General features: G+C 42.0%; 22 protein-coding genes and 1 other RNA gene. 13 read left to right on the top strand and 10 right to left on the bottom strand.

The window, feature by feature from the left end:
• Positions 1-30: 30 nt before the first annotated feature.
• Together K2225_RS07135 and K2225_RS07130 are read right to left on the bottom strand one after the other, a co-directional pair.
• A complete protein-coding gene (locus K2225_RS07135) occupies positions 31-450 on the bottom strand; it encodes a Thoeris anti-defense Tad2 family protein (protein ID WP_220584119.1) in 420 nt (139 codons plus the stop codon).
• A gap of 94 nt (positions 451-544) precedes the next feature.
• Positions 545-1,411: a GNAT family N-acetyltransferase gene (locus tag K2225_RS07130; protein ID WP_220584118.1), complete on the bottom strand. Its 867-nt coding sequence runs from the start codon at positions 1,409-1,411 to the stop codon at positions 545-547.
• 157 nt (positions 1,412-1,568) lie between these two features.
• Between K2225_RS07130 and smpB the strand changes: the two genes are divergently transcribed.
• From smpB to K2225_RS07115, 3 genes are all read left to right on the top strand, one after another.
• On the top strand, positions 1,569-2,033 hold the full coding sequence (smpB, locus tag K2225_RS07125; protein WP_089651385.1) for an SsrA-binding protein SmpB: 465 nt from the start codon (positions 1,569-1,571) through the stop codon (positions 2,031-2,033).
• A gap of 98 nt (positions 2,034-2,131) precedes the next feature.
• Positions 2,132-2,494, top strand: a transfer-messenger RNA (tmRNA) gene (ssrA, locus tag K2225_RS07120).
• Positions 2,495-2,731: 237 nt separating this feature from the next.
• Entirely contained in the window at positions 2,732-3,157 is a 426-nt protein-coding gene (locus K2225_RS07115; RefSeq protein WP_220584117.1) for a universal stress protein, read from the top strand.
• Positions 3,158-3,320: 163 nt separating this feature from the next.
• Here the strand turns inward: K2225_RS07115 and K2225_RS07110 are convergent, their stop codons facing one another.
• Positions 3,321-4,262, bottom strand: a complete 942-nt coding sequence (locus tag K2225_RS07110) for an arginine deiminase family protein (RefSeq protein WP_220584116.1) — start codon at positions 4,260-4,262, stop codon at positions 3,321-3,323.
• A gap of 118 nt (positions 4,263-4,380) precedes the next feature.
• On the opposite strand from K2225_RS07110, the gene K2225_RS07105 reads away from it, so the two are divergent.
• Entirely contained in the window at positions 4,381-5,697 is a 1,317-nt protein-coding gene (locus K2225_RS07105) for an amino acid permease (protein ID WP_220584115.1), read from the top strand.
• On the opposite strand, the gene K2225_RS07100 is transcribed toward K2225_RS07105, so the two are convergent.
• The 3 genes from K2225_RS07100 to K2225_RS07090 form a co-directional block, all read right to left on the bottom strand.
• The gene (locus K2225_RS07100; protein ID WP_220584114.1) at positions 5,686-6,441 is read right to left on the bottom strand and encodes a YqcI/YcgG family protein; all 756 of its coding nucleotides are present in this window, start codon (positions 6,439-6,441) and stop codon (positions 5,686-5,688) included. The genes K2225_RS07105 and K2225_RS07100 overlap by 12 nt on opposite strands.
• Positions 6,442-6,503: 62 nt before the next feature.
• Positions 6,504-7,121 (bottom strand): LysE family translocator, encoded by a 618-nt coding sequence (locus K2225_RS07095; RefSeq protein ID WP_220584113.1) that lies wholly within the window; start codon positions 7,119-7,121, stop codon positions 6,504-6,506.
• 206 nt (positions 7,122-7,327) lie between these two features.
• Positions 7,328-7,954, bottom strand: a complete 627-nt coding sequence (locus tag K2225_RS07090; protein WP_220584112.1) for a spore coat protein — start codon at positions 7,952-7,954, stop codon at positions 7,328-7,330.
• A 327-nt stretch (positions 7,955-8,281) separates the two neighbouring features.
• Between K2225_RS07090 and K2225_RS07085 the strand changes: the two genes are divergently transcribed.
• Positions 8,282-8,884 carry a YpjP family protein gene (locus tag K2225_RS07085; protein ID WP_220584111.1) on the top strand — a complete coding sequence of 201 codons (603 nt, stop codon included), beginning with the start codon at positions 8,282-8,284 and terminating at the stop codon, positions 8,882-8,884.
• A 14-nt stretch (positions 8,885-8,898) separates the two neighbouring features.
• Here the strand turns inward: K2225_RS07085 and K2225_RS07080 are convergent, their stop codons facing one another.
• Positions 8,899-9,285, bottom strand: a complete 387-nt coding sequence (locus tag K2225_RS07080; RefSeq protein ID WP_220584110.1) for a winged helix-turn-helix transcriptional regulator — start codon at positions 9,283-9,285, stop codon at positions 8,899-8,901.
• Between the two features lie 152 nt (positions 9,286-9,437).
• Between K2225_RS07080 and K2225_RS07075 the strand changes: the two genes are divergently transcribed.
• On the top strand, positions 9,438-10,418 hold the full coding sequence (locus K2225_RS07075; RefSeq protein ID WP_220584109.1) for a zinc-binding dehydrogenase: 981 nt from the start codon (positions 9,438-9,440) through the stop codon (positions 10,416-10,418).
• Positions 10,419-10,435: 17 nt separating this feature from the next.
• A complete protein-coding gene (locus K2225_RS07070; RefSeq protein ID WP_220584108.1) occupies positions 10,436-10,930 on the top strand; it encodes a lactoylglutathione lyase family protein in 495 nt (164 codons plus the stop codon).
• Between the two features lie 68 nt (positions 10,931-10,998).
• Here the strand turns inward: K2225_RS07070 and murB are convergent, their stop codons facing one another.
• Entirely contained in the window at positions 10,999-11,919 is a 921-nt protein-coding gene (gene murB, locus K2225_RS07065) for a UDP-N-acetylmuramate dehydrogenase (protein ID WP_220584107.1), read from the bottom strand.
• A 256-nt stretch (positions 11,920-12,175) separates the two neighbouring features.
• Here murB and K2225_RS07060 point away from each other — a divergent pair, with 256 nt between their 5' ends.
• From K2225_RS07060 to K2225_RS07050, 3 genes are all read left to right on the top strand, one after another.
• Entirely contained in the window at positions 12,176-12,334 is a 159-nt protein-coding gene (locus K2225_RS07060; protein ID WP_089651397.1) for a DUF1540 domain-containing protein, read from the top strand.
• Between the two features lie 197 nt (positions 12,335-12,531).
• On the top strand, positions 12,532-14,232 hold the full coding sequence (gene ilvD / locus K2225_RS07055) for a dihydroxy-acid dehydratase (protein WP_220584106.1): 1,701 nt from the start codon (positions 12,532-12,534) through the stop codon (positions 14,230-14,232).
• Positions 14,233-14,659: 427 nt separating this feature from the next.
• Positions 14,660-15,232, top strand: coding sequence for a histidine phosphatase family protein (locus K2225_RS07050; RefSeq protein WP_220584105.1), 573 nt, complete (start codon positions 14,660-14,662; stop codon positions 15,230-15,232).
• 30 nt (positions 15,233-15,262) lie between these two features.
• On the opposite strand, the gene K2225_RS07045 is transcribed toward K2225_RS07050, so the two are convergent.
• A complete protein-coding gene (locus K2225_RS07045; RefSeq protein ID WP_220584104.1) occupies positions 15,263-15,676 on the bottom strand; it encodes a VOC family protein in 414 nt (137 codons plus the stop codon).
• An 86-nt stretch (positions 15,677-15,762) separates the two neighbouring features.
• Positions 15,763-16,296, bottom strand: a complete 534-nt coding sequence (locus K2225_RS07040) for a flavodoxin family protein (protein WP_220584885.1) — start codon at positions 16,294-16,296, stop codon at positions 15,763-15,765.
• A gap of 114 nt (positions 16,297-16,410) precedes the next feature.
• On the opposite strand from K2225_RS07040, the gene K2225_RS07035 reads away from it, so the two are divergent.
• The 3 genes from K2225_RS07035 (at position 16,411) to aceB (ending at position 19,318) form a co-directional block, all read left to right on the top strand.
• Positions 16,411-17,292 carry a LysR family transcriptional regulator gene (locus K2225_RS07035; RefSeq protein ID WP_220584103.1) on the top strand — a complete coding sequence of 294 codons (882 nt, stop codon included), beginning with the start codon at positions 16,411-16,413 and terminating at the stop codon, positions 17,290-17,292.
• 252 nt (positions 17,293-17,544) lie between these two features.
• The gene (locus tag K2225_RS07030) at positions 17,545-17,655 is read left to right on the top strand and encodes a YhfH family protein (protein WP_115822687.1); all 111 of its coding nucleotides are present in this window, start codon (positions 17,545-17,547) and stop codon (positions 17,653-17,655) included.
• A gap of 70 nt (positions 17,656-17,725) precedes the next feature.
• On the top strand, positions 17,726-19,318 hold the full coding sequence (gene aceB / locus K2225_RS07025) for a malate synthase A (RefSeq protein WP_220584102.1): 1,593 nt from the start codon (positions 17,726-17,728) through the stop codon (positions 19,316-19,318).
• Positions 19,319-19,324 lie beyond the last annotated feature (6 nt).

Here is a 19,324-nt window from a genome sequence, read left to right as displayed (position 1 = left end):
GAATGATTTCGCGCGTTTTTTAGTGATGTTTTAAGCACTAATTGTATTTTGAACAGTGGCTACATCCTGCTCATTCAAATAACGTGCGGAATTGGCAAGGTCCAGATTTACAAAACGGGACCACTGAGACAATTCATCTGCCTGCACGAGGTGGTTATTCATGATGTTGCCCTCATTTTCAGAGCAAATGTGATAAGAAACGAAAAGCTTCCCTTGCATCAATTCCCGGTCGTGGGAAACAGACACGATCGTCCATTGATCTTTAGTGGTCTGTTCCCAATCAGAAGCGAGAGCATCCTCTGTCGTTAAGGAATAAAAAGTAGGTTCATTATGATCAAAGAAAACAATTTTTCCTTTTTCATCTTTTACAATATATCCAGAATTCTTCCATGTATGACGTTCCAAAGCATGACCTTCATCTAACAGCTGTACGGCTTTCATAAAGTTCATAGTCTTTAATCCTTTCTTGCGTTAAAATTTTTCCTTTAGAGGATTCTAAATACTATGAAGGAGCTTGTCAATATATGCAGGAGATTTCTTATAATTATGCCTTTTTCCAAGTGCCGTAAAGGATCCATGGTTCCTGAACATCATAGGCGGTCAATTCAGGAATGTTCTTAAATCCCTGGTCAGAAAAATCAATCCAGCAACCGACATTATCCGGGTTTTTATTCCAATGATGGAGGATGGTTTCAAACAAACCGGGCTGATCATAATGATCATTCCAGAAGTATTTAACATGGGAATAATCATATTTTTTTGTATCATTTTTTATGATGACGAATCTTCTTTGATCGGGACTTTCAAAAAAGGAACACTCCTGTAGATAATCGTCCGTGAACAGAGCCTCATCAAAAGGGAAGGGATAGTAGCATTCATATGGAAATGTCCCCAAGGCGTTTTCATCCAAACCGGTCAGTAGATCGCGCTTCCTTTTTAAATCATGGACAGGCTGCCATACAGGACCTGGCGTGTGTCCTTTTAATAAATCAGGCCGTTTCAGAGTCAAGTAGTGGATGATGGGTCCTTGGTCGATCCCGAGCTTTTCAAGGACACGTCTTGCAGGTAAATTCCCAAGGTGTGTGTTCGCGCCGATCCAGCTAACTCTTGAATCTTTTTTCAATTGATCAACGACAGGCTTGAGCAATTCTGTGGCGTTTCCTTTCATATGAAAGCGTCGGTCACTTCGTAATCGGCCGAGCATAGCGAACTTGTTCTGTCCAAATAAGCTATACCCACCAACAGCCATCATCTGTCCATTTTGAAAAAGTCCGAAAAGCTTATGACTGTCAGAAGTGACGAGTCGATCAAAAATCCGAACCACATAGTCGTCTTCAATCCCTGTGTCCATTTCTTTGAGAGTCGGATAGTCTTCAATCGTTAAGGGTTTTACATTCATGACTTGTTCCATGTGTTGTATCTCCTTTATCAAGCATGTGCAACTTTATATTCTCACACGCTGACAGAAAAAGTCTATTCAGACAAATCAGTTTTCAACCATTTGATATCAATTGGAAATGGCTATGAGTTTTGGTACAATGAAGGGACGCAACAGAGGAGGAAAAGGTATGCCAAGAGGACATGGAAAAACACTAGCTCAAAATAAAAAAGCCCGCCACGATTTCGCCATCGAAGAAACATTCGAAGCAGGAATCGTCTTACAGGGGACAGAAATCAAATCGATCCGAAATGGACGATTGAACTTGAAAGACAGCTTTGCCCGTATCAATAAAGGGGAAGTGTATTTACACAACATGCACATTTCTCCATATGAGCAGGGGAATATTTACAACCATGAACCAACAAGGGCGCGTAAGCTGTTGCTGCACCGAAAAGAAATTAACCAGCTGATCGGTCAAACCCAGCAGAAAGGTTATTCTTTAGTACCATTGAAAGTGTATATCAAAAATGGTGTGGCTAAAGTGCTTGTTGGAGTTGGTCGAGGCAAGAAGAAATATGATAAGCGAGAAGATCTTAAGCGTAAACAGCAGAAGCGTGAGATCGACCGTGCGATCAAGGATAGCCTTCGCTAATGCTTACCCCCTTGAAAAATATTATATTTCTGCTATAATAATATTTGTCGTCAACGCGACATGGATGAACAGCTTGACTGTTATCCCTTAATCCTAACGGGGACGTTACGGATTCGACGGGGATAGGTCGAGCTCGGGTTGCGAGTCGAGCGACGCCTCGTAAAACCGTCATTTGCCTAAATATAACTGGCGAATCTAACGAAAACCTAGCTGTAGCTGCGTAAGTAGACTATAGCTGATCCTTCCTGGCATCGCCCATGTGCTAGATGAAGGGTCTCAAACTAAAGTGGGCTACGCGTTTTTCCACCGCCTGAGGAAAAACGAAGAGACCAATCAGGCTAGCTCCTCGGAAGCCTGTTGGTAGGCTGAAGAGGCAGTGAAATATAATATATCAACTACGCTCGTAGAAGCCCGAGTGCCGATATCTCCGGACGTGGGTTCGACTCCCACCGTCTCCACCAATACATACATTGGTGGTTTTTTTATGCTTTATTATAGGTGCTATTCATGATTTCCCTTTTCTTGATTACATAAGTAAAGATATAATTTTGTATATATAGCAGGATAAATTTGATAAAATACATATAAAGAAACCTCAGCACAAGGAATGAACATGGATGTGATCTTTTTTTATGTGAATAATTGAAAGCGTTTTCTTATTCTTGTAGTGAAAAATTCTCTGAAGGGGGCAAATGCTTATGTCACAAAAAATTTTGGTGCCGGTTGATGGTTCAGATTTTTCGATAAGAGCTTTGCGACATGCAATGGAAATAGCAAAAGCAATGGGGGCAGAAATTCTCCTCTTAAATGTACAATATAATTACAATACCCCTAATATTAACCGATTTGTAAGCCGGGAAGAAGTACGTAAATACCAGCAGGAAAACGCCAAAGAAGTGATTGATTACGCACTAAAAGTCGTTGGGAATTCAGAGATAACCGTCCACACAAAAGTCAGAATTGGTTCACCAGACTTTGAAATAGCTAAGGAAGCAAAAGAATCGAATGCTTATAGTATCGTAATGGGCTCGCGAGGCTTAGGTGCTATCAGGAGTAAGATTTTAGGGAGTGTCAGTTTCAACGTGCTACATGAAGCTTCCTGTCCGGTAACAATGGTAAAATAATTAAAAATTTCATGCTCAAATCAGCTTCTTTCATTTTTTGTTTCTTTTAGGCGCGCGAAATTAATTAATGAAAATAGACCTGTGTACCTGAATGTTAGGTGACCAGGTCTATTTTTTTTGCATTCGTAATACGTCATTGCTATTTCCATTGCTTCCGTACTGTCTAACCTCGTTCTATAGGTAAGGTCATACATCGGATTCCCCCGCCACCTGCCTCTAACTCGTCCACATCTACTTCGATCAGCCGTTTCTTTTTCAGGAACTCGTGATGGAAGATTTTTTTGTGGGCTTTTGAGCTGATCAACAACGTATCAGGGTCTAGGTTTAAAAAGTTGATATCCGCTACCGTATGCTTTACTTTATCTGTCCAAATGATTTCATAATCGTGTCGCTTAAGAAATTCATGCATCATAACATATGACGATCCTGTCCTGGTTAAGACTTCAACAGGGAAATAGCGCATATAACTTTTGGCTATAGCTATTCCTGCTCCTGCTATATTGAAATTCATGTCTAAGTGCATCGTATCTCCGCGACGAGGCAGGTCGATGACTCCAATCTCAGAAAACCCGAGAGGAATTAATTTTTCTTTTAACGCCTGAGCGCTCTCATAGCTTGATCTCATTCCCACATTAATAAAGACCGCATCCTTGTTTAAGACAAATACATCGCCATTTTCAAGTGCATTCACCGTGTCATTATCATGGATGGAATAATGGTCGTCGTCAAACCACTGTTCGAAAATTTTGTGGGCATGAAAGTACTCTGGTCTTCTCATGGTATTCCCAGCTTCACCTGGAATTACTTTATTACCGAAGACACAGGCCAGGTCTCGGACAAAAACGCGATTGATCAACTGTTCATGGAAAGCTTTATCTTCTTCCTTGAGGTAATTGGAATAGTCGACCACTTGGACTCCCTCTTTACTCATCGCCTCGACCATATGGTTAAAACAGATTTTCATTTTATCGCTATCCGCTGTTTTTTCCCAACGGATATCTGTTGCGGTTTGTTGATCAGGGACATGGAGAACGGAAGGTGTACAAACCACTACCTTTTTAAGGTCATCGTATTCATTCCAGCAATTAGGGTTCCAATTCATCATGAATGCCACGCTCCTTCTTTATCTCTTGATACTTTCTCCTCATCTACATAAAACATTCTTCGTTTCACACATAATCCTGGCAAATATTTTCAAACTAAACGCAGAAGGAGGGGTGATCATGGCTGATGTACATAAAAAAGGGAAACTATCATGGTGGCAGCTGTCGTTCATCGGGATCGGATGTATTATTGGAACAGGATTTTTTCTAGGGTCCAGTATCGCCATTGAAAAAGCCGGGCCAGCGGTCTTGTTGGCCTATTTGATCGCAGGAATCGGGACGTATATTGTTTTCCGTTCCTTAGCCGCCATGACAGCGAATCATCCGGAGAAAGGTTCGTTTCGCACCTATGCCAAACAAGCCTTTGGTCCCTGGGCTGGGTTCAGCAATGGCTGGGTTTATTGGTCTTCAGAAATGTTAATTATGGGGAGTCAATTAACGGCCCTCGCCATCTTTGCACAGTTCTGGTTTGAAAAAATTCCTCTCTGGGGGCTGGCTTGTGTCTTTGCCGTCCTTGGGCTCTTGGTCATATGGCTTGGAGTCAAGCAAGTAGAGCGAATGGAGAATATTTTCGGGCTGATAAAAATTTCCGCAATCATCATGTTCATTCTTATAGCGATTCTTGCTATGACTGGAAACATAGGGGGAGGAGAACCGAAGGCTATGACAAGCCCGCTTTCTTCCTTTTCTGATGGAAAGGGGGCCGGGCTTTGGATCGCCCTGCTTTATGCGTTTTATGCGTTTGGGGGAATTGAAGTCATGGGGCTGATGGCTAATGAATTGAAAGACCCAAAGGACGCACCAAAGTCAGGGACAATGATGCTGATCGTGCTCACTAGTGTATACGTGGCCGCCTTTTATTTTGTCCTTAAACTTACCTCATGGAAGAGCATTTCCACAGAGGAAAGTCCTTTTCTCACGGCACTGACGGAATATTCTCTCCCCTGGGTGCCGCATGTATTCAATAGTGTCTTAATCATCGCTGGATTCTCAACAATGGTAGCCTCTCTCTATGCTGTCACAACGATGCTGATGGCCTTGAGTGAAGAAGGGGATGCACCTGAACTATTCGCAGAAAAGGAGGAAGGGAAAGTATCGAAGCCTGCCTTTCTTCTAACCATTCTCGTTGTCATTCTCTCCATTATACTTGCTGTACTGCTTCCTAATCGGATCTTTGAATATGTAACGACAGCAGCAGGATTGATGCTTTTGTACAACTGGGCTTTCATCCTCCTGTCTTACAAGAAGTTGATGGTGAAAGGGAAAAAGGGAACCATACTCGTAATGATTGGGATCAGTCTCATCATTGTTGCTGTAACAGGCACATGGATTGATTCAATGACTCGGATCGGTTTTTTTGTAAGCTTAGCGTTCCTGGTCCTGATAGGCTTTGCAACATGGGTGAAGCAAAAGAAAACACCCCATTCAGGGGCGTAAACTTTTCCATTTGTTCTTCAATGCCATAAAAGGACATTTGGATAAGGATGAATCGTCATCTTTCAAGAAGTATTGCTTCCATTCATGGTTATCTTTTTGTCCATACCATTTTAAGGCAGGGTGGGTAGGAATACCATCGTATTCTTCTAACCGCTTACGAATCACCTTTTTGATTTTTCTGCCAAAGGGAGTCGAATCGTTGATTTCATCAAACACCCAGCGTGGCTGAAAAGCAAGAAGCATACAAGGGAAGCTTCGACTGTTCCTGAGCTTATGGACTGGGGTAGCACAAAAAGCGAAGTAGGGTTCACCATTGAAACAAAATTCCCATGCAGGGTCCTCAGGGTTCTTTGGTATATTCTCCGGCCAAGGGGATGGATCTTTCGAGTGTGTGACGTTCAGTAAAGTCCAAAAAACCTCTTCATATTCGTCCATCGTTGTTTGTTCATCCAGAAGTGTTCGTGTATCACAAAAGATCACGAGGGATGCGTAGTTCCCTGTGGCTCTCGATATCTCACCATACTGTTTTAATAAAAGAGCTAACTGGTCTGTGCTTTCATCTGTCCGTGGATCTCCCACAAAACCGAACCGCAGCATGTTCTTCATGAATCCTTGTATTCCAGGTACACAAGGATATGGGTTCTCCCGCTGAGTCATCATGTTCGAGAATTGTTGATAAACTTCAAGTTGCCAGAGTTCGAGGTCATTCGCGTGGTTCTCTATTTCTTCCTTGGTGTACAACATAAAAAATCTCCCTCCTAGGATACATCCATATCCTATTGGAGAGAGCACTTATAGGTGACTGTCTACCCGACAAACATCTTCACTGCCTGAAATCCAAAATAAACACCGAAACCAATCAGCAATAGGCCGGAAAGTACAGAAATTCCTCTTAACAACTTCGCCGTCATCCACCTTCTAGCTCCAGATGCTGCTCCAGCCATTGTAAAATCCCATAACATGATTCCAATAAAGATGCCCCCGCTGTAAATAAGTAGTTGAGTGTGTTCATATTGAGAAGATATTTGAGCGAGAATAGAACCATAAATACCGATCCAGAAAAGAATGTTCAATGGATTTGATAAAGCCATCAAAAATCCTGTACGGAAGGATTTCATTTTTGTCGATGAATAGGACCGATTCGTTTCTTCCGTATGGGAGGCTGTCATGCTTTCAATGCCAGTATAGATCAATACAAAAGCTCCAAAAGACCAAAGGAATGTTTTCACAAGAGGGAGCTCTACGTATTGAGCCAGTCCAAAGTAGATCATCAGCATGAACAAGGCATCCGCGCACATCGCTCCCACACCGACAAGCCAGGCATGCCAAAAACCATACCGAATTCCCTTGTCCAACTGGGCGGCGTTGATGGGGCCGATTGGAGCGGATAGTGATAGGCCGAGCAGAATATAACTGAATAGCAAGGCGAAGGACCTCCTTTATAGGTGCTTGTCCCTACACTATATTATAACGATGCTTTTTGTATTAACAAAATTACAAAACAACCGTATTTTTAAAATCCTCTTTTAATCCCTTTGGAGTGCCTGATCCAGTAATAAAGGCAAATGTAGTTTGGACGCGAATGCATCATTGAAAAGGACGCCCGTGGAAAAACAGGCGTCCTTTTTATTTAGTGTGGCATGTTGCCTTGTGGAGCGGTTGTATAGCTTTGCAACATTTGGTTCATATCTTGTTGCTGTAATTGTGGGACCTGGTAATATCCATGCTTGTTTTGATAAAGGAAAATCTCATAACTCATCTCAATGAAGTTTGGAACACTATCTGCAATGACACGGCGCAGGACAGGGTTCGTCATTTCTAGAGCTGTCATGGACAATAATGTGGCGAGTGTTTTTGTTTGTCCTAACATATAGGCAGAAAGGCCGTTATCTGCAAGTTCACTGACAGACTGGTTCGGTTTTTTCGGTTGCCCGGGTTTGATGCCGTATACGACTTCATTGCTTTGTTGCATTTTATATTGTTGTGTCGCTTGAGTTGGATCCTGTCCGGTACTGAAACTCTGTACAATTGTATTGTACATCTGCGTCACAAACGCATGTTGGCGCTGCTGGATGCTTTGAAGCTCAGGGTCCTGGATATGCTGAGCATACATCTGGTACTGATCGAGCATATTGATTAAGCTTGCGATAACTTCATGTGCATCAAATAACTCGTGGCCACCATGGTTCTGATTCATCATGTTTTGGGGCATTTGCTGCCCTTGCTGGTTTTGATTCTGACCTTGGGTTGGGTTCATAATCCTTCCTCCTCCTTTTACATCTTTAAGTTTTCCTTATTTTTTGGATTCATGTACAGGGAAAGAAACCCACAGGCTAAACGAAAAAAGAAGGAAGAGTTTTATGTGTTTATAGTTGAAATAAGGGTTATTTAATGAAAATGTTTGGGACTTAACAAGGGATAGGAATTGGCTGGAATTTTGGTGATTAGGGAAGAGCGAGCCGCTAATGACCATTCCACAAAGGAAGAAGATTGAGATACTGGAAACGGTTTCTTTTTACTTATGGACAACCTCTGTGAAAGTGGTAAAATGAAGACAGCCTGAAGCAAAGGGAGATTGTCTGAAATGAAGCCGCTAATGAGAAAAGTATTTGTTGTACTGATATCTGTCATGACTTTAGGTCTTTACGTCCCACCGATGCAGATCGACACCGATGCAGCTGATAAGAAAGAGCTGTCCGATCGGCATGTGGAAGAGGCGTCCCTTTCCACTGATACTGAAGAACTTGATATAAGTCCGCCTGCATCTGTAGCGCCTTTGACGACAGATGATTGGATTGAAACCATAACGGAGCAAGCAAAAACACAGACCCTTGCAAAGATGGGGCCGAGAATTATTGAAAAAGTAGATGAAGATATGACTAAAACGATTTTTCCGAAGATCGAAGAGGTCATGGAAGAGATCCTTACATCTGCGGATGAGAACGAAGTTCCGTATTATGAAATTACCGAAGATCCGTCTCCTGGATACGGTGAACGAATTTTTAATATCAAAAACAAACATACAGACGAAGAAATTGCTCGTTTCCACGTGAGAAGAGATAAGCGTCCTGGCGAAGGATACTGGTTCAATTTCCATTATCACCTGCAAGAGGATAACTTTATGAAACACCATGAGCTTGGCGAGATTTATTGGGAAAAAAACACGCCACCCAAATGGATGTCCTAACAAAGAAAGCGACCTTATGAAAGGTCGCTTTTATTTTTCATAAAATCCCGGCCTGTCCAACAACTGTTCATTTGAATCCCTTCTTTTTCTGCGTAATCATCTCCCCATTGACACATTCCATAAAGAACGGGTTGAAGCTTGCGTCCGAAGTCAGTTGTAGAGTACACCACCCTTGGAGGAACCTCTTCATGAACTGTCCGCTTCACAAGTCCATGTCCCTCAAGTTCTCTTAATTGTTGTGTGAGCATTTTTTTAGTGATCTCTGGAATGGTTCTCCTCAATTCATTGAACCTCTTGTCTCCTTCATTCAAATGCCAGAGTAATAAGACTTTCCATTTTCCCCCGATTAAATCAATCACTAAATTGATGGCGCACTGGTATTCTGATTGCAGTTCTTTCATCGTGTTTCCCTCATTTCTAACTATGAATAGGTTACCCTTTAGTAACTCAGTTACTGAAAAGTGCCTTCTTGTTTCTGTCTTTACCACTCGTTAGTATATAGTATATCGTTTCACTTGTTTAAGGAAACTGTTTAAAGAGGAGATGAAGACGGATGAAAGCTCTGCTATTAAAAGGTGAAAATCAATGGAAAGAAATGAAACTGCAGGAAGTAGAAAAGCCTCACCCTCAAAAAGGGGAAGTTCTTATTGAGGTACATGCGGCTGGATTGAACCCTGTCGATTATAAAACCGCAACGAATGGTAACCCCAATTGGACGTATCCTCACATCCTCGGTCTGGATGCTGCAGGTACAATTGCCGAGGTTGGAGATGGTGTGACTGAGTGGAAGAAGGGCGATCGAGTGGTCTACCATGGTGATTTGCTAAAGAAAGGCGCTTATGCGCAATATGCTGTAACCACAGCTCATACGATCTCACGGATTCCAGATGAAATCAGCTTTGAAGAGGCGGCTGCATTACCGACAGCTGGTTACACGGCTTACCAAGCGATCCACCGTAAGCTTCCGTTGGATCAAGTGAACACTATTTTGATTCACGCGGGAGCAGGGGGTGTTGGAGGTTTTGGTATTCAACTGGCAAAAGCAGCAGGAAAAACGGTCATTACAACAGCCTCCTCCCATAATCACGATTATGTACGAAGGTTAGGCGCAGACTTTGTTATTGATTATCGTAATGAAGATGTTCACCAAAGAGTTAAAGAAATCACCGACGGTAAAGGTGTCGATGCAGTCGTTGACGCAGTAAGCCGTGACAATGCTACCGCATCATTGGACTTCCTTGCCTTTATGGGCCATTTGGTATATATCGCTGGTGCTCCTGATTTCACTAAAGTAAAACCCTTTACTACCGTTGTTTCGTACCATGAAATTGCCCTTGCAGCGGCACATGGAGCAGATGTAGAGTCCCAAAAAGACCTTGCTGTTATCGGGGATGAGATGCTTGAGATGATGAGTGTCGGTAAACTTTCCTCTCTACTCGAAGAGACCATTTCATTGGAAGAGGTCCCTCAGGCTCTGGAGCGTCTATCCGAACGCCATGTGAAAGGTAAAATCGTAGCGAAAATTAAATCATAAAGAAGGAGTTTTTAAGGATGTACCCATATCCAAGAAGTTTCTCACATATTGGTTTGTCCGTACCAAATTTAGAAAAAGCGATTGAGTTTTATACCGAATTATTCGGATGGTATGTCATTATGGAGCCATCAGACGTCCATAATGATAATACACCAGTCGGTCAGATGTGCCGGGATGTTTTTGGCAATGATTGGGAGACATTTAGAATTGCTCACCTATCAACAGGTGATAAGATAGGCATTGAGCTTTTTGAATTCCCACATCAGGAAGAGCCGGTAAATAACTTCGAATATTGGAAAACAGGCATCTTCCATTTCTGTATTCAAGACCCGAATATTGAAGATGTTGTCGAGAAAGTGAAGGCAAAGGGTGGGAAACAACGCATGCCTATACGTGAATATTACCCTGGCGAAAAACCGTATAAGATGGTTTATGTTGAAGATCCCTTTGGCAATGTTTTTGAAATCTACACCCATAGTTATGAATTGACTTATTCCAAAGGTGCCTATTAAGGAACGACTTCGAAAACAATGAGCTTTGTTGGAGAAAAAAAGCCTGCGCAGCGCGCAGGCTCTTTTTTTTAGTCTTTATCATCACCAATGATTCGTACTTCTCTTTCCAAGTCGACTCCGAATTTTTCTTTTACCGTTTTTTGAACGTGCTCAATCAAAGAAATGTAATCAGAAGTCGTTGCATTATCCTTGTTAATGATAAATCCAGCATGTTTTTTAGAGACTTCAGCACCACCGATATTGGTCCCTTGAAGATCACTATCTTGAATCAGCTTTCCAGCGAAATATCCTGGAGGTCGTTTAAACACACTTCCACAGGAAGGATATTCAAGTGGTTGTTTAGATTCACGCTTGTACGTCAAGTCGTCCATCACTTCTTTTATATCTTCATATGGGGCCGGTTTCAGATGGAAGGTAGCCTCTACTACGATATCACCATTGTCAGGGATGTTACTTGTTCGATAATCAAGATCAAGTTCAGATGCAAGGCGCTTTACGAGATTTCCATGTTTATCTACCACGTATGCGTAATCGAGAACATCTTTGATCTCCCCACCATAAGCACCTGCATTCATGTATAACGCTCCCCCGACTGTGCCGGGAATTCCGCAGGCAAACTCCAATCCAGATAAATTCTTATCAAGAGCATAACGAGAGGCATCGATGATACGGGCACCGCTTTGGGCGACTACGGTGTTGCCTTCAGAATAAATGGTATCCAGATGTTTTAAGTTGATGACGATTCCGCGAATGCCGCCATCTTTAATAATTAAGTTGGATCCATTTCCAAGCAGAGTGAAAGGAATATTGTCTTCATTCGAAAGCTTAACAACACTCTGAATTTCTTCGTAGGATGTTGGAGTAATAAAAAAGTCGGCTTTTCCGCCAAGTTTTGTGTACAAGTGGTCTTTCAACATTTCATCCACTTTCACATTATCCTCTTTCACAAGCTCCAACAATTTATTATAGATCTCTTGCTTCTTATTCATAAACACCAGTCCTATTATAAGTTGATTATATTCTGATTGGACCTCAATCAGTTTTTCCAGCGATTTCTTTTAATACAATTTATGAAATACCGGAGGAAAAGTTCATTTTGGCTTTTTATAATCACGCTTCCTATTCTATCACAAATCGTTGTGGTCGTTGTGTAAGGATTTCACACTAGACCTTAATGGGGAGGAATGACACGAATATTCAAAGCCTGATCAGTAGAAAATAACCGCTATAGGGAGGTGTTAGAGGATGGCGCTGGATGTAAAATGTGAAGTCCGAAACTGTGTTCATAACAATGACGGAATTTCCTGCGGAGCAGATGAGATTTTCGTTGTCAGTCACAAAGGTAAAAAAGCGAGTCACAGTGAAGAAACGGATTGTAAAACATTTGAACCTGCAAATGTATAAGATTCCCCCTATAGATCAAGGTCTGCGTTTTCGGCAGGCCTTTTTTTCATTTTTTTCTCTTAATGAAAGCGTTTTAATTGTAGGGAATGTTTATTATATTCAGAAAAATCATTGCTATGCTCCTTACTTGTTAGTATCATCATGGTAAGTTATTTCATTTACGAAATGATTCGACCATTAAAAAAGGGGTGTTAGGGATGGAGAAAACGAAAAAAGATCTAAGAATAAGAAGTAAAGACATCAGTGAAGGCGTCAATCGAGTCCCGAACCGCTCGATGTTGAGAGCTGTTGGATTTACAGATGAAGATTTCAAAAAACCGATGATTGGAATTGCGAGTACATGGAGTGAGGTTACTCCTTGTAATGTACATATCGATAAGCTTGCACAAGAAGCGAAAAGTGGAGCCGGTGAAAATGGTGGAGCACCGATGATCTTCAATACGATTACAGTAGCTGATGGGATTGCGATGGGGCACGAGGGCATGTTTTATTCCCTTCCAAGTCGTGAAGTGATTGCGGATTCCATCGAAACTGTTACAAATGCTGAACGATTGGATGGTCTGGTGGCGATTGGAGGCTGCGACAAAACAACGCCAGGCTGTTTAATATCCATTGGCCGTTTGAACATTCCTTCCGTGTACGTTTATGGAGGAACGATACAACCAGGAAAGCTGGATGGAGAGGATATCGATATTGTTTCGTCCTTTGAAGCTGTAGGAAAGTACCATGAAGGACAAATTGATGATGAACAGCTGCACAGAGTTGAATGTCATGCATGTCCTGGAGCGGGTGCTTGTGGTGGGATGTACACAGCGAATACAATGGCTTCAGCTGTAGAAGCGTTAGGGATGAGTATTCCCGGGTCTTCCTCTACACCAGCAGTTAACGATTATAAAGAAACAGAATGTAAACAAGCAGGTGAACTTGTCATCGAGCTGCTCGAAAAAGAGATTTACCCTCGCGACATCATGACCAAAGAAGCATTTGAAAATGCCATCACTGTTGTTATGGCCTTAGGTGGATCCACAAATGCGTTCCTTCACCTCCTTGCCATGGCCCATTCTGCAGGAGTGGATCTGGATCTTGATGACTTTGAGCGTATCAGACAGGAAGTTCCTCACATTGCTGATATGAAGCCGAGTGGAAAATACGTGATGCAGGACTTGTATGAAAGTGGCGGCGTACCGGCTGTTATGAAATTGCTCCTTGAAGAAGGTTTATTACACGGAGACTGCCTTACGGTCACTGGGAAGACGGTCGCTGAAAACCTGGCAGAAGTCCCTTCTCTCAAAGAGGGCCAGAAGGTCATTGTTCCGTTTGACCAGCCAATCAAAGAAAAAGGACCACTCGTCGTTCTTAAAGGAAACCTGGCTCCAGAAGGCGCTGTAGCTAAAATGTCCGGACAGACAATCAGCCGTTTTGAAGGACCTGCCCGTGTGTACAACAGTGAAGATGAAGCGACGGAAGCCATCGTCAACGATGAAATTAAAGAAGGGGATGTTCTCGTTGTACGAAACGTAGGTCCAAAAGGAGGACCGGGCATGCCAGAAATGCTTTCCATTACAGCTATGATCGTAGGAAAAGGGCTGGGTGGAAAGGTTGCCCTGCTTACAGATGGTCGTTTCTCAGGTGGATCACACGGCTTCGTAATTGGTCATGTCGCACCGGAAGCAGTCGTTGGAGGTCCGATTGGGCTGCTTCAAGAAGGGGATACCATCACGATTGATAGTGATACACAACAAATTAACTTTGAAGTTAGTGATGAAGAATATGAGCGCAGAAAAAGTGAATGGAAACGCCCAGAACCTAAGCATAAGAGAGGTGTCCTAGCGAAGTACGCGAGACTCGTGTCTTCCTCTTCCAAAGGTGCCGTAACTGATTTGGATCTGGATGAATAAAACCATATGCCTCCTGAGAAGCCCGGATTCCGCTCCGGGCTTTTTTATTTATCCCACAATAATCTTCCACGAAAGTACTCTTTACTTGAAGAATCAATTTCGAGATGTTTAGGGGTTCCTTACTCAGGTTGAGCGTTAGGGTGGCTGGGAAGCTACTCGTCCAGTTTCATCGCCTAGTCATGTCTACCAGGGAGATTCCGCATTTGAACACTTTCGTGTGGGGGAGCGCCGAGCTTCCTCGGACTGTGTCCTGCGGGATCTCGTCTATCTCCTTCTCCCACGGAAAGCGACTCATTCCCCGTAGCCCCCATCTACTCAACAAACGTCTCGAAACAGAGTCTTCAACAATCCTGCCTTTATGTACGATATGTATTTAAAGGATATGAACATCTTGTTGTAGAAAAAGAAGGAGGGAGGTGGAGCAATAATGACGAAGGTTGCATTGATTAGACATGGCAGTACACCATGGAATAAAGAAAAAAGGGCGCAGGGAAGCTCTGATATTCCTTTAGATGAAGAAGGCATGGCGGATGCTCGGAAATTGGCTGAGCGCTTACATAAGGAAACATGGGATGTGCTTTATTCAAGTCCTTTGAAAAGAGCACAGCAGACAGCAGAATTCATCAGTGAAAAAGTAGGATTGACCATCCAATTTGACTCACGTATAGAAGAAGCAAGTGGTGGTCAGATTGAAGGTACCACAGAAACTGAGAGAATTGAAAAATGGGGCAAAGACTGGCGGGATTTGGACTTAGGCATGGAAACCCCTGAGAGTGTAGTTTCAAGAGGAATGTCGTTTATGGAGGATGTTTTAAAAAAACACGAAGGGAAAAAAGTCATCGTCGTTAGTCATGGTGCTTTGATCAGTCATTTATTGAGAGAGTTGGATAGAGAAAGGGTTAGGGATGAACATATGAAAAACACTTCTTTATCTGAAGTTCATCTTAGAGACGAACAATGGTATTGTGAGCGATTTAATTGTACAATCCATTTAGATTGAGAGAAGCGGCTCAGAAATGAGCCGCTTTGTTTATTGTTCTTTTGTGTAATTTAAATCCCAAGTTATTCCGAAAGGGTCCTTCACTTTCGCATATACAGCGCCCCAAAAAGTATCCTGTAGTTCCATCACTACATTTCCACCATCTTTTAAACGGTCGTAATAAGTTTGGATCTCTTCGGAACTTTCACATTCTAATACGAGGGCAATATTGCTTCCGGCAGTAACGCTTTGATCTCTAAATGAATCGGAGACCATAAAGAATAAGGCATCTTTTTTGAATTGTGCATGCATGACGCGCTCGTCCATTTCCTTTGGAGTTTCAAAATCTGCTTCGCCAAAGGTTTGAAGATTGAGGATCTCGCCATGGAAGACTTGCTTATAATAGGCCAGTGCTTCTTTTGCCTTACCGTTAAAAGTGAAATAAGGGGTCGCTTGATGCTTCATTACAGGGAACACTCCTTTTGGAATTTTATTTATCCACACAACCATTGTATAGCTTAGAGGAAAATAAAACAAGAACATTTGTTCGTTTACTTTTTGAAGGTATTATTCCAAGCCTTCATTTTATCTAAAGCAAGTAAATCATTTTTAATTTCTCCAGGTTTGACGGCATTGCCTATCACATAATCTTCAAATGTCATCCCTACAAAATCGAAAATATGGCCGAACTGCTGGATCAAAGGCAATCCGGTGACATAAGGATTACTTCCGCCTGTAGTAATTACATAGGCTTTCTTTCCGCGCACTTGCTCTTTGAAGTTATAACGATCATCACGCATATATTGAGACCAGCGGTCGAAGAACAATTTCATATGGGAAGTCATTCCAAACCAGTAAATAGGAGTGACAAAAATGATAAGATCATGAGCTAAAAACTCAGCCAGAACGGCTTCATAATCATCGTCGACAGGTGAAAAGCCTTCATCCGTATGACGCATATCAGTTATCGGGTGTATTTTATAATCACTAAGGCGTAATTGTGTATGCTCAATTCCTTCCATTGCTTGTTTGACAAGGTGTTCAGAATTTCCGTTTTCTCTAGAACTCCCTAAAATGGTCAATATTTTCATTTAATGCTGCCTCCTTTGCTTTTAGAAAGAGTATATCATTGAACATGACATCATTGTTATCTATACTTATCGATAATAACTATTGTAAAAGATGATTGAGGTGTGCTTATGGATCTATCCTATTTTTATACATTTAAAGAAGTGGCTAAGTGGGGCAGTTATACCCGTACGGGGATAGAGCTTGGTTATGCCCAGTCCAGTGTGACTACACAAATCAAAAAACTCGAAGATTACTATGGGGTGAGACTTTTTGAGCGTGCTGGACAGATCATGCGCTTAACCCAGTCTGGCGAACAGCTCCTCTATTATGTCGATCAGGTTACCGATTTAATGGAAGAAGCGGAAACAAAGCTTTCAGATCGTGTTCAAATGCGAGGAACAGTGAGAATTGGAGCTGTCGAATCCTTGGCGGCTTATTTCATATCCAAATCATTGAAAGCTTTTAAAGAACAAAACCCCGACCTGAGAATTCAGTTAGAATCCGGACTCTGTCCAAATCTCAAGGAGAGTGTTTTAGAAAGCCATTATGATCTCGCTGTGGTTCTGGATGAAGAAGTGAAACATCCTCACTTAAAAACTTTACTTCTTCGAAAAGAAAAAATGGTTATGGTCGCTGCTAAGGAGCACCCGCTTGTGGGTGAGAAGGAAATAGACTTGCGGTGTATAGAGGATGAAACACTCATTCTGACAGAAAAGAATTGCTCCTATAGAAATATGCTGGAGAGACTTTTAAAAAAACGTGCAGTTGAACCTCGCTCTGTGATTTCATTTACAAGTCTTGAAGCAATCAAACAATGTGTGATTGACGATCTGGGGATCGCAATGCTTCCGGAAATGACAGTTGACAAGGAAATAGAGAATGGAAGTCTTTGTGTTTTGGATTTTGATCATGAAGAATTGGCTTTATATATCCAAGTCATTCATCACCAAAAGAAGTGGTTATCTCCATCGTTGGAAAAGTTCATCCAGCTGCTTGATGAGAAAAAATGAGACCAACCCCAACTGTGTTAAAACAGTTTCTTTAGAAAAAACAGGGGGAATGATTCTTTTTAGGGATCAAACCAAAGGAAATTAAATAATAAAAAAGGCGCTGAATCCCTTTCGCAGCGCCTTTTTTGTATCCGGTAAATGCCTAAATTAAAAAAACTTTCAGAAAACGGTTGCAATTTCGTGGTTCACGCAGTAAACTGTACCATAACAGATAAACAAAATAAGTTCTGTTATAACAAAGGAGGAGCTAAAATGAAAAAACAACAAAATGTCCCTTGTCCGCAGTGTGGTTCTAAAATCGAAGGTCATACTTACAATTACATGATGGAATGTGATCGTTGCCTTTCCAAAAAAGACGAATAATTTTTTGGGTTAACTGTTATATATCAGTGGTTTTTATTTCTTATTAGTATACAACAGAGGTGGCGATTCAATGGAAACCAAATTGTCTGGAATACAAATTCATGGAACGATGCACGACGGATTTGCAGAGATTTTAACAGACGAGGCATTATCCTTTATCGTTCAATTGCATGAAAAATTTAATGATAAAAGAAAACAGTTACTTGCAGATCGGATCGAGACCCAAAAGAAAATCGATCAAGGAGAGCGGCCTGATTTTCTAAAAGAAACAGAACATATCAGGAAATCTGACTGGACGATATCCCCCATACCTGACGATCTTAAAGATCGTCGGGTGGAAATTACAGGGCCTGTGGATCGGAAAATGGTTATCAATGGCCTGAATTCAGGGGCGAAGGTATTCATGGCTGACTTTGAGGATGCGAATTCTCCGACCTGGATGAATACTATTCACGGCCAGATTAATTTGAGAGATGCGGTTCGAAGAGACATTCGTTTTGAAAATCCAAGCGGGAAAGTATATGAGTTAAAGGAAAAGACCGCTGTACTTAAAGTACGCCCGCGTGGCTGGCATTTAGATGAAAAGCATATGACATACAATCAGGAACGGCTCTCAGGTAGTCTTGTCGACTTTGGTCTCTACTTTTTCCATAATGCGCAAAAACTCATAGAAAATGGTTCAGGGCCGTATTTTTACTTACCGAAGCTTGAAAACCATCGAGAAGCAAAATTGTGGAACGATGTGTTTGTTTTTGCTCAGGACTATCTGAACATCCCACAAGGTACAGTGAAAGCGACTGTTTTAATTGAAACGATTTTAGCTGCATTTGAGATGGATGAAATTCTTTTTGAATTAAGGAATCATTCCGCTGGGTTAAACTGTGGCCGCTGGGATTATATTTTCAGCTACTTGAAAAAATTCCGTCACGATCAAGACTTTTTACTGCCTGACCGTGCAGATGTGACGATGACAGTTCCATTTATGAGGGCTTACTCGCGGTTAACCATTCAAACCTGTCACAAGCGAAACGCTCATGCCATGGGTGGGATGGCGGCGCAAATACCAGTGAAAAATGATAAAGAGAAAAACGACGCTGCTTTTGAGAAGGTACGTGCAGATAAGGAGCGTGAAGTGAAAGATGGGCACGACGGGACGTGGGTCGCCCACCCGGCCATGGTAGAGACAGCGATGGATATTTTTAACAAACATATGCCTGATGAAAACCAGATTCAGAAAGATCAAGCGACCGGCTCTTACCGTGCAGAACAATTGCTCGAAGTACCTGAAGGATCTATTACAGAGCAGGGGTTAAGAACAAATATTAATGTTGGGATCCAATATATGGCGTCATGGCTGGATGGAAGAGGGGCAGCACCGATTCATCATTTAATGGAGGATGCAGCAACTGCTGAAATCTCGAGAGCTCAAGTATGGCAGTGGATCAGACATCCGAAAGGCATTTTAAAAGATGGCAGGGAGATCACGATCGAGCTTTACGCATCATTGAAAGAAGAAGAGATGGAAGCGATACGCTGGGAAGTTGGAGAGAGTGTTTTTGAAAAAGGTTCCTATGTGGAAGCCGCTCAGTTGTTTGACCAACTGATTCGAAACGATGAGTTTGCTGAGTTTTTAACTTTAGAAGCTTATAACCATTTATCTTAAGGGGGA

Source organism: Halobacillus sp. Nhm2S1, assembly GCF_019599545.1.
In the GTDB taxonomy this organism is placed as follows: Bacteria; Bacillota; Bacilli; order Bacillales; family Halobacillaceae; genus Halobacillus.
The sequence above is the reverse complement of the archived record's forward strand: the minus strand, read 5'-3'. Positions and strand labels throughout refer to the sequence as shown.

Coding starts and splice junctions, on each gene's coding strand:
- K2225_RS07135 (WP_220584119.1), bottom strand. CDS start 450: ATGAACTTTATGAAAGCCGTACAGCTGTTAGATGAAGGTCATGCTTTG.
- K2225_RS07130 (WP_220584118.1), bottom strand. CDS start 1,411: ATGGAACAAGTCATGAATGTAAAACCCTTAACGATTGAAGACTATCCG.
- smpB (WP_089651385.1), top strand. CDS start 1,569: ATGCCAAGAGGACATGGAAAAACACTAGCTCAAAATAAAAAAGCCCGC.
- K2225_RS07115 (WP_220584117.1), top strand. CDS start 2,732: ATGTCACAAAAAATTTTGGTGCCGGTTGATGGTTCAGATTTTTCGATA.
- K2225_RS07110 (WP_220584116.1), bottom strand. CDS start 4,262: ATGATGAATTGGAACCCTAATTGCTGGAATGAATACGATGACCTTAAA.
- K2225_RS07105 (WP_220584115.1), top strand. CDS start 4,381: ATGGCTGATGTACATAAAAAAGGGAAACTATCATGGTGGCAGCTGTCG.
- K2225_RS07100 (WP_220584114.1), bottom strand. CDS start 6,441: ATGTTGTACACCAAGGAAGAAATAGAGAACCACGCGAATGACCTCGAA.
- K2225_RS07090 (WP_220584112.1), bottom strand. CDS start 7,954: ATGAACCCAACCCAAGGTCAGAATCAAAACCAGCAAGGGCAGCAAATG.
- K2225_RS07085 (WP_220584111.1), top strand. CDS start 8,282: ATGAAGCCGCTAATGAGAAAAGTATTTGTTGTACTGATATCTGTCATG.
- K2225_RS07080 (WP_220584110.1), bottom strand. CDS start 9,285: ATGAAAGAACTGCAATCAGAATACCAGTGCGCCATCAATTTAGTGATT.
- K2225_RS07075 (WP_220584109.1), top strand. CDS start 9,438: ATGAAAGCTCTGCTATTAAAAGGTGAAAATCAATGGAAAGAAATGAAA.
- K2225_RS07070 (WP_220584108.1), top strand. CDS start 10,436: ATGTACCCATATCCAAGAAGTTTCTCACATATTGGTTTGTCCGTACCA.
- murB (WP_220584107.1), bottom strand. CDS start 11,919: ATGAATAAGAAGCAAGAGATCTATAATAAATTGTTGGAGCTTGTGAAA.
- K2225_RS07060 (WP_089651397.1), top strand. CDS start 12,176: ATGGCGCTGGATGTAAAATGTGAAGTCCGAAACTGTGTTCATAACAAT.
- ilvD (WP_220584106.1), top strand. CDS start 12,532: ATGGAGAAAACGAAAAAAGATCTAAGAATAAGAAGTAAAGACATCAGT.
- K2225_RS07050 (WP_220584105.1), top strand. CDS start 14,660: ATGACGAAGGTTGCATTGATTAGACATGGCAGTACACCATGGAATAAA.
- K2225_RS07045 (WP_220584104.1), bottom strand. CDS start 15,676: ATGAAGCATCAAGCGACCCCTTATTTCACTTTTAACGGTAAGGCAAAA.
- K2225_RS07035 (WP_220584103.1), top strand. CDS start 16,411: ATGGATCTATCCTATTTTTATACATTTAAAGAAGTGGCTAAGTGGGGC.
- K2225_RS07030 (WP_115822687.1), top strand. CDS start 17,545: ATGAAAAAACAACAAAATGTCCCTTGTCCGCAGTGTGGTTCTAAAATC.
- aceB (WP_220584102.1), top strand. CDS start 17,726: ATGGAAACCAAATTGTCTGGAATACAAATTCATGGAACGATGCACGAC.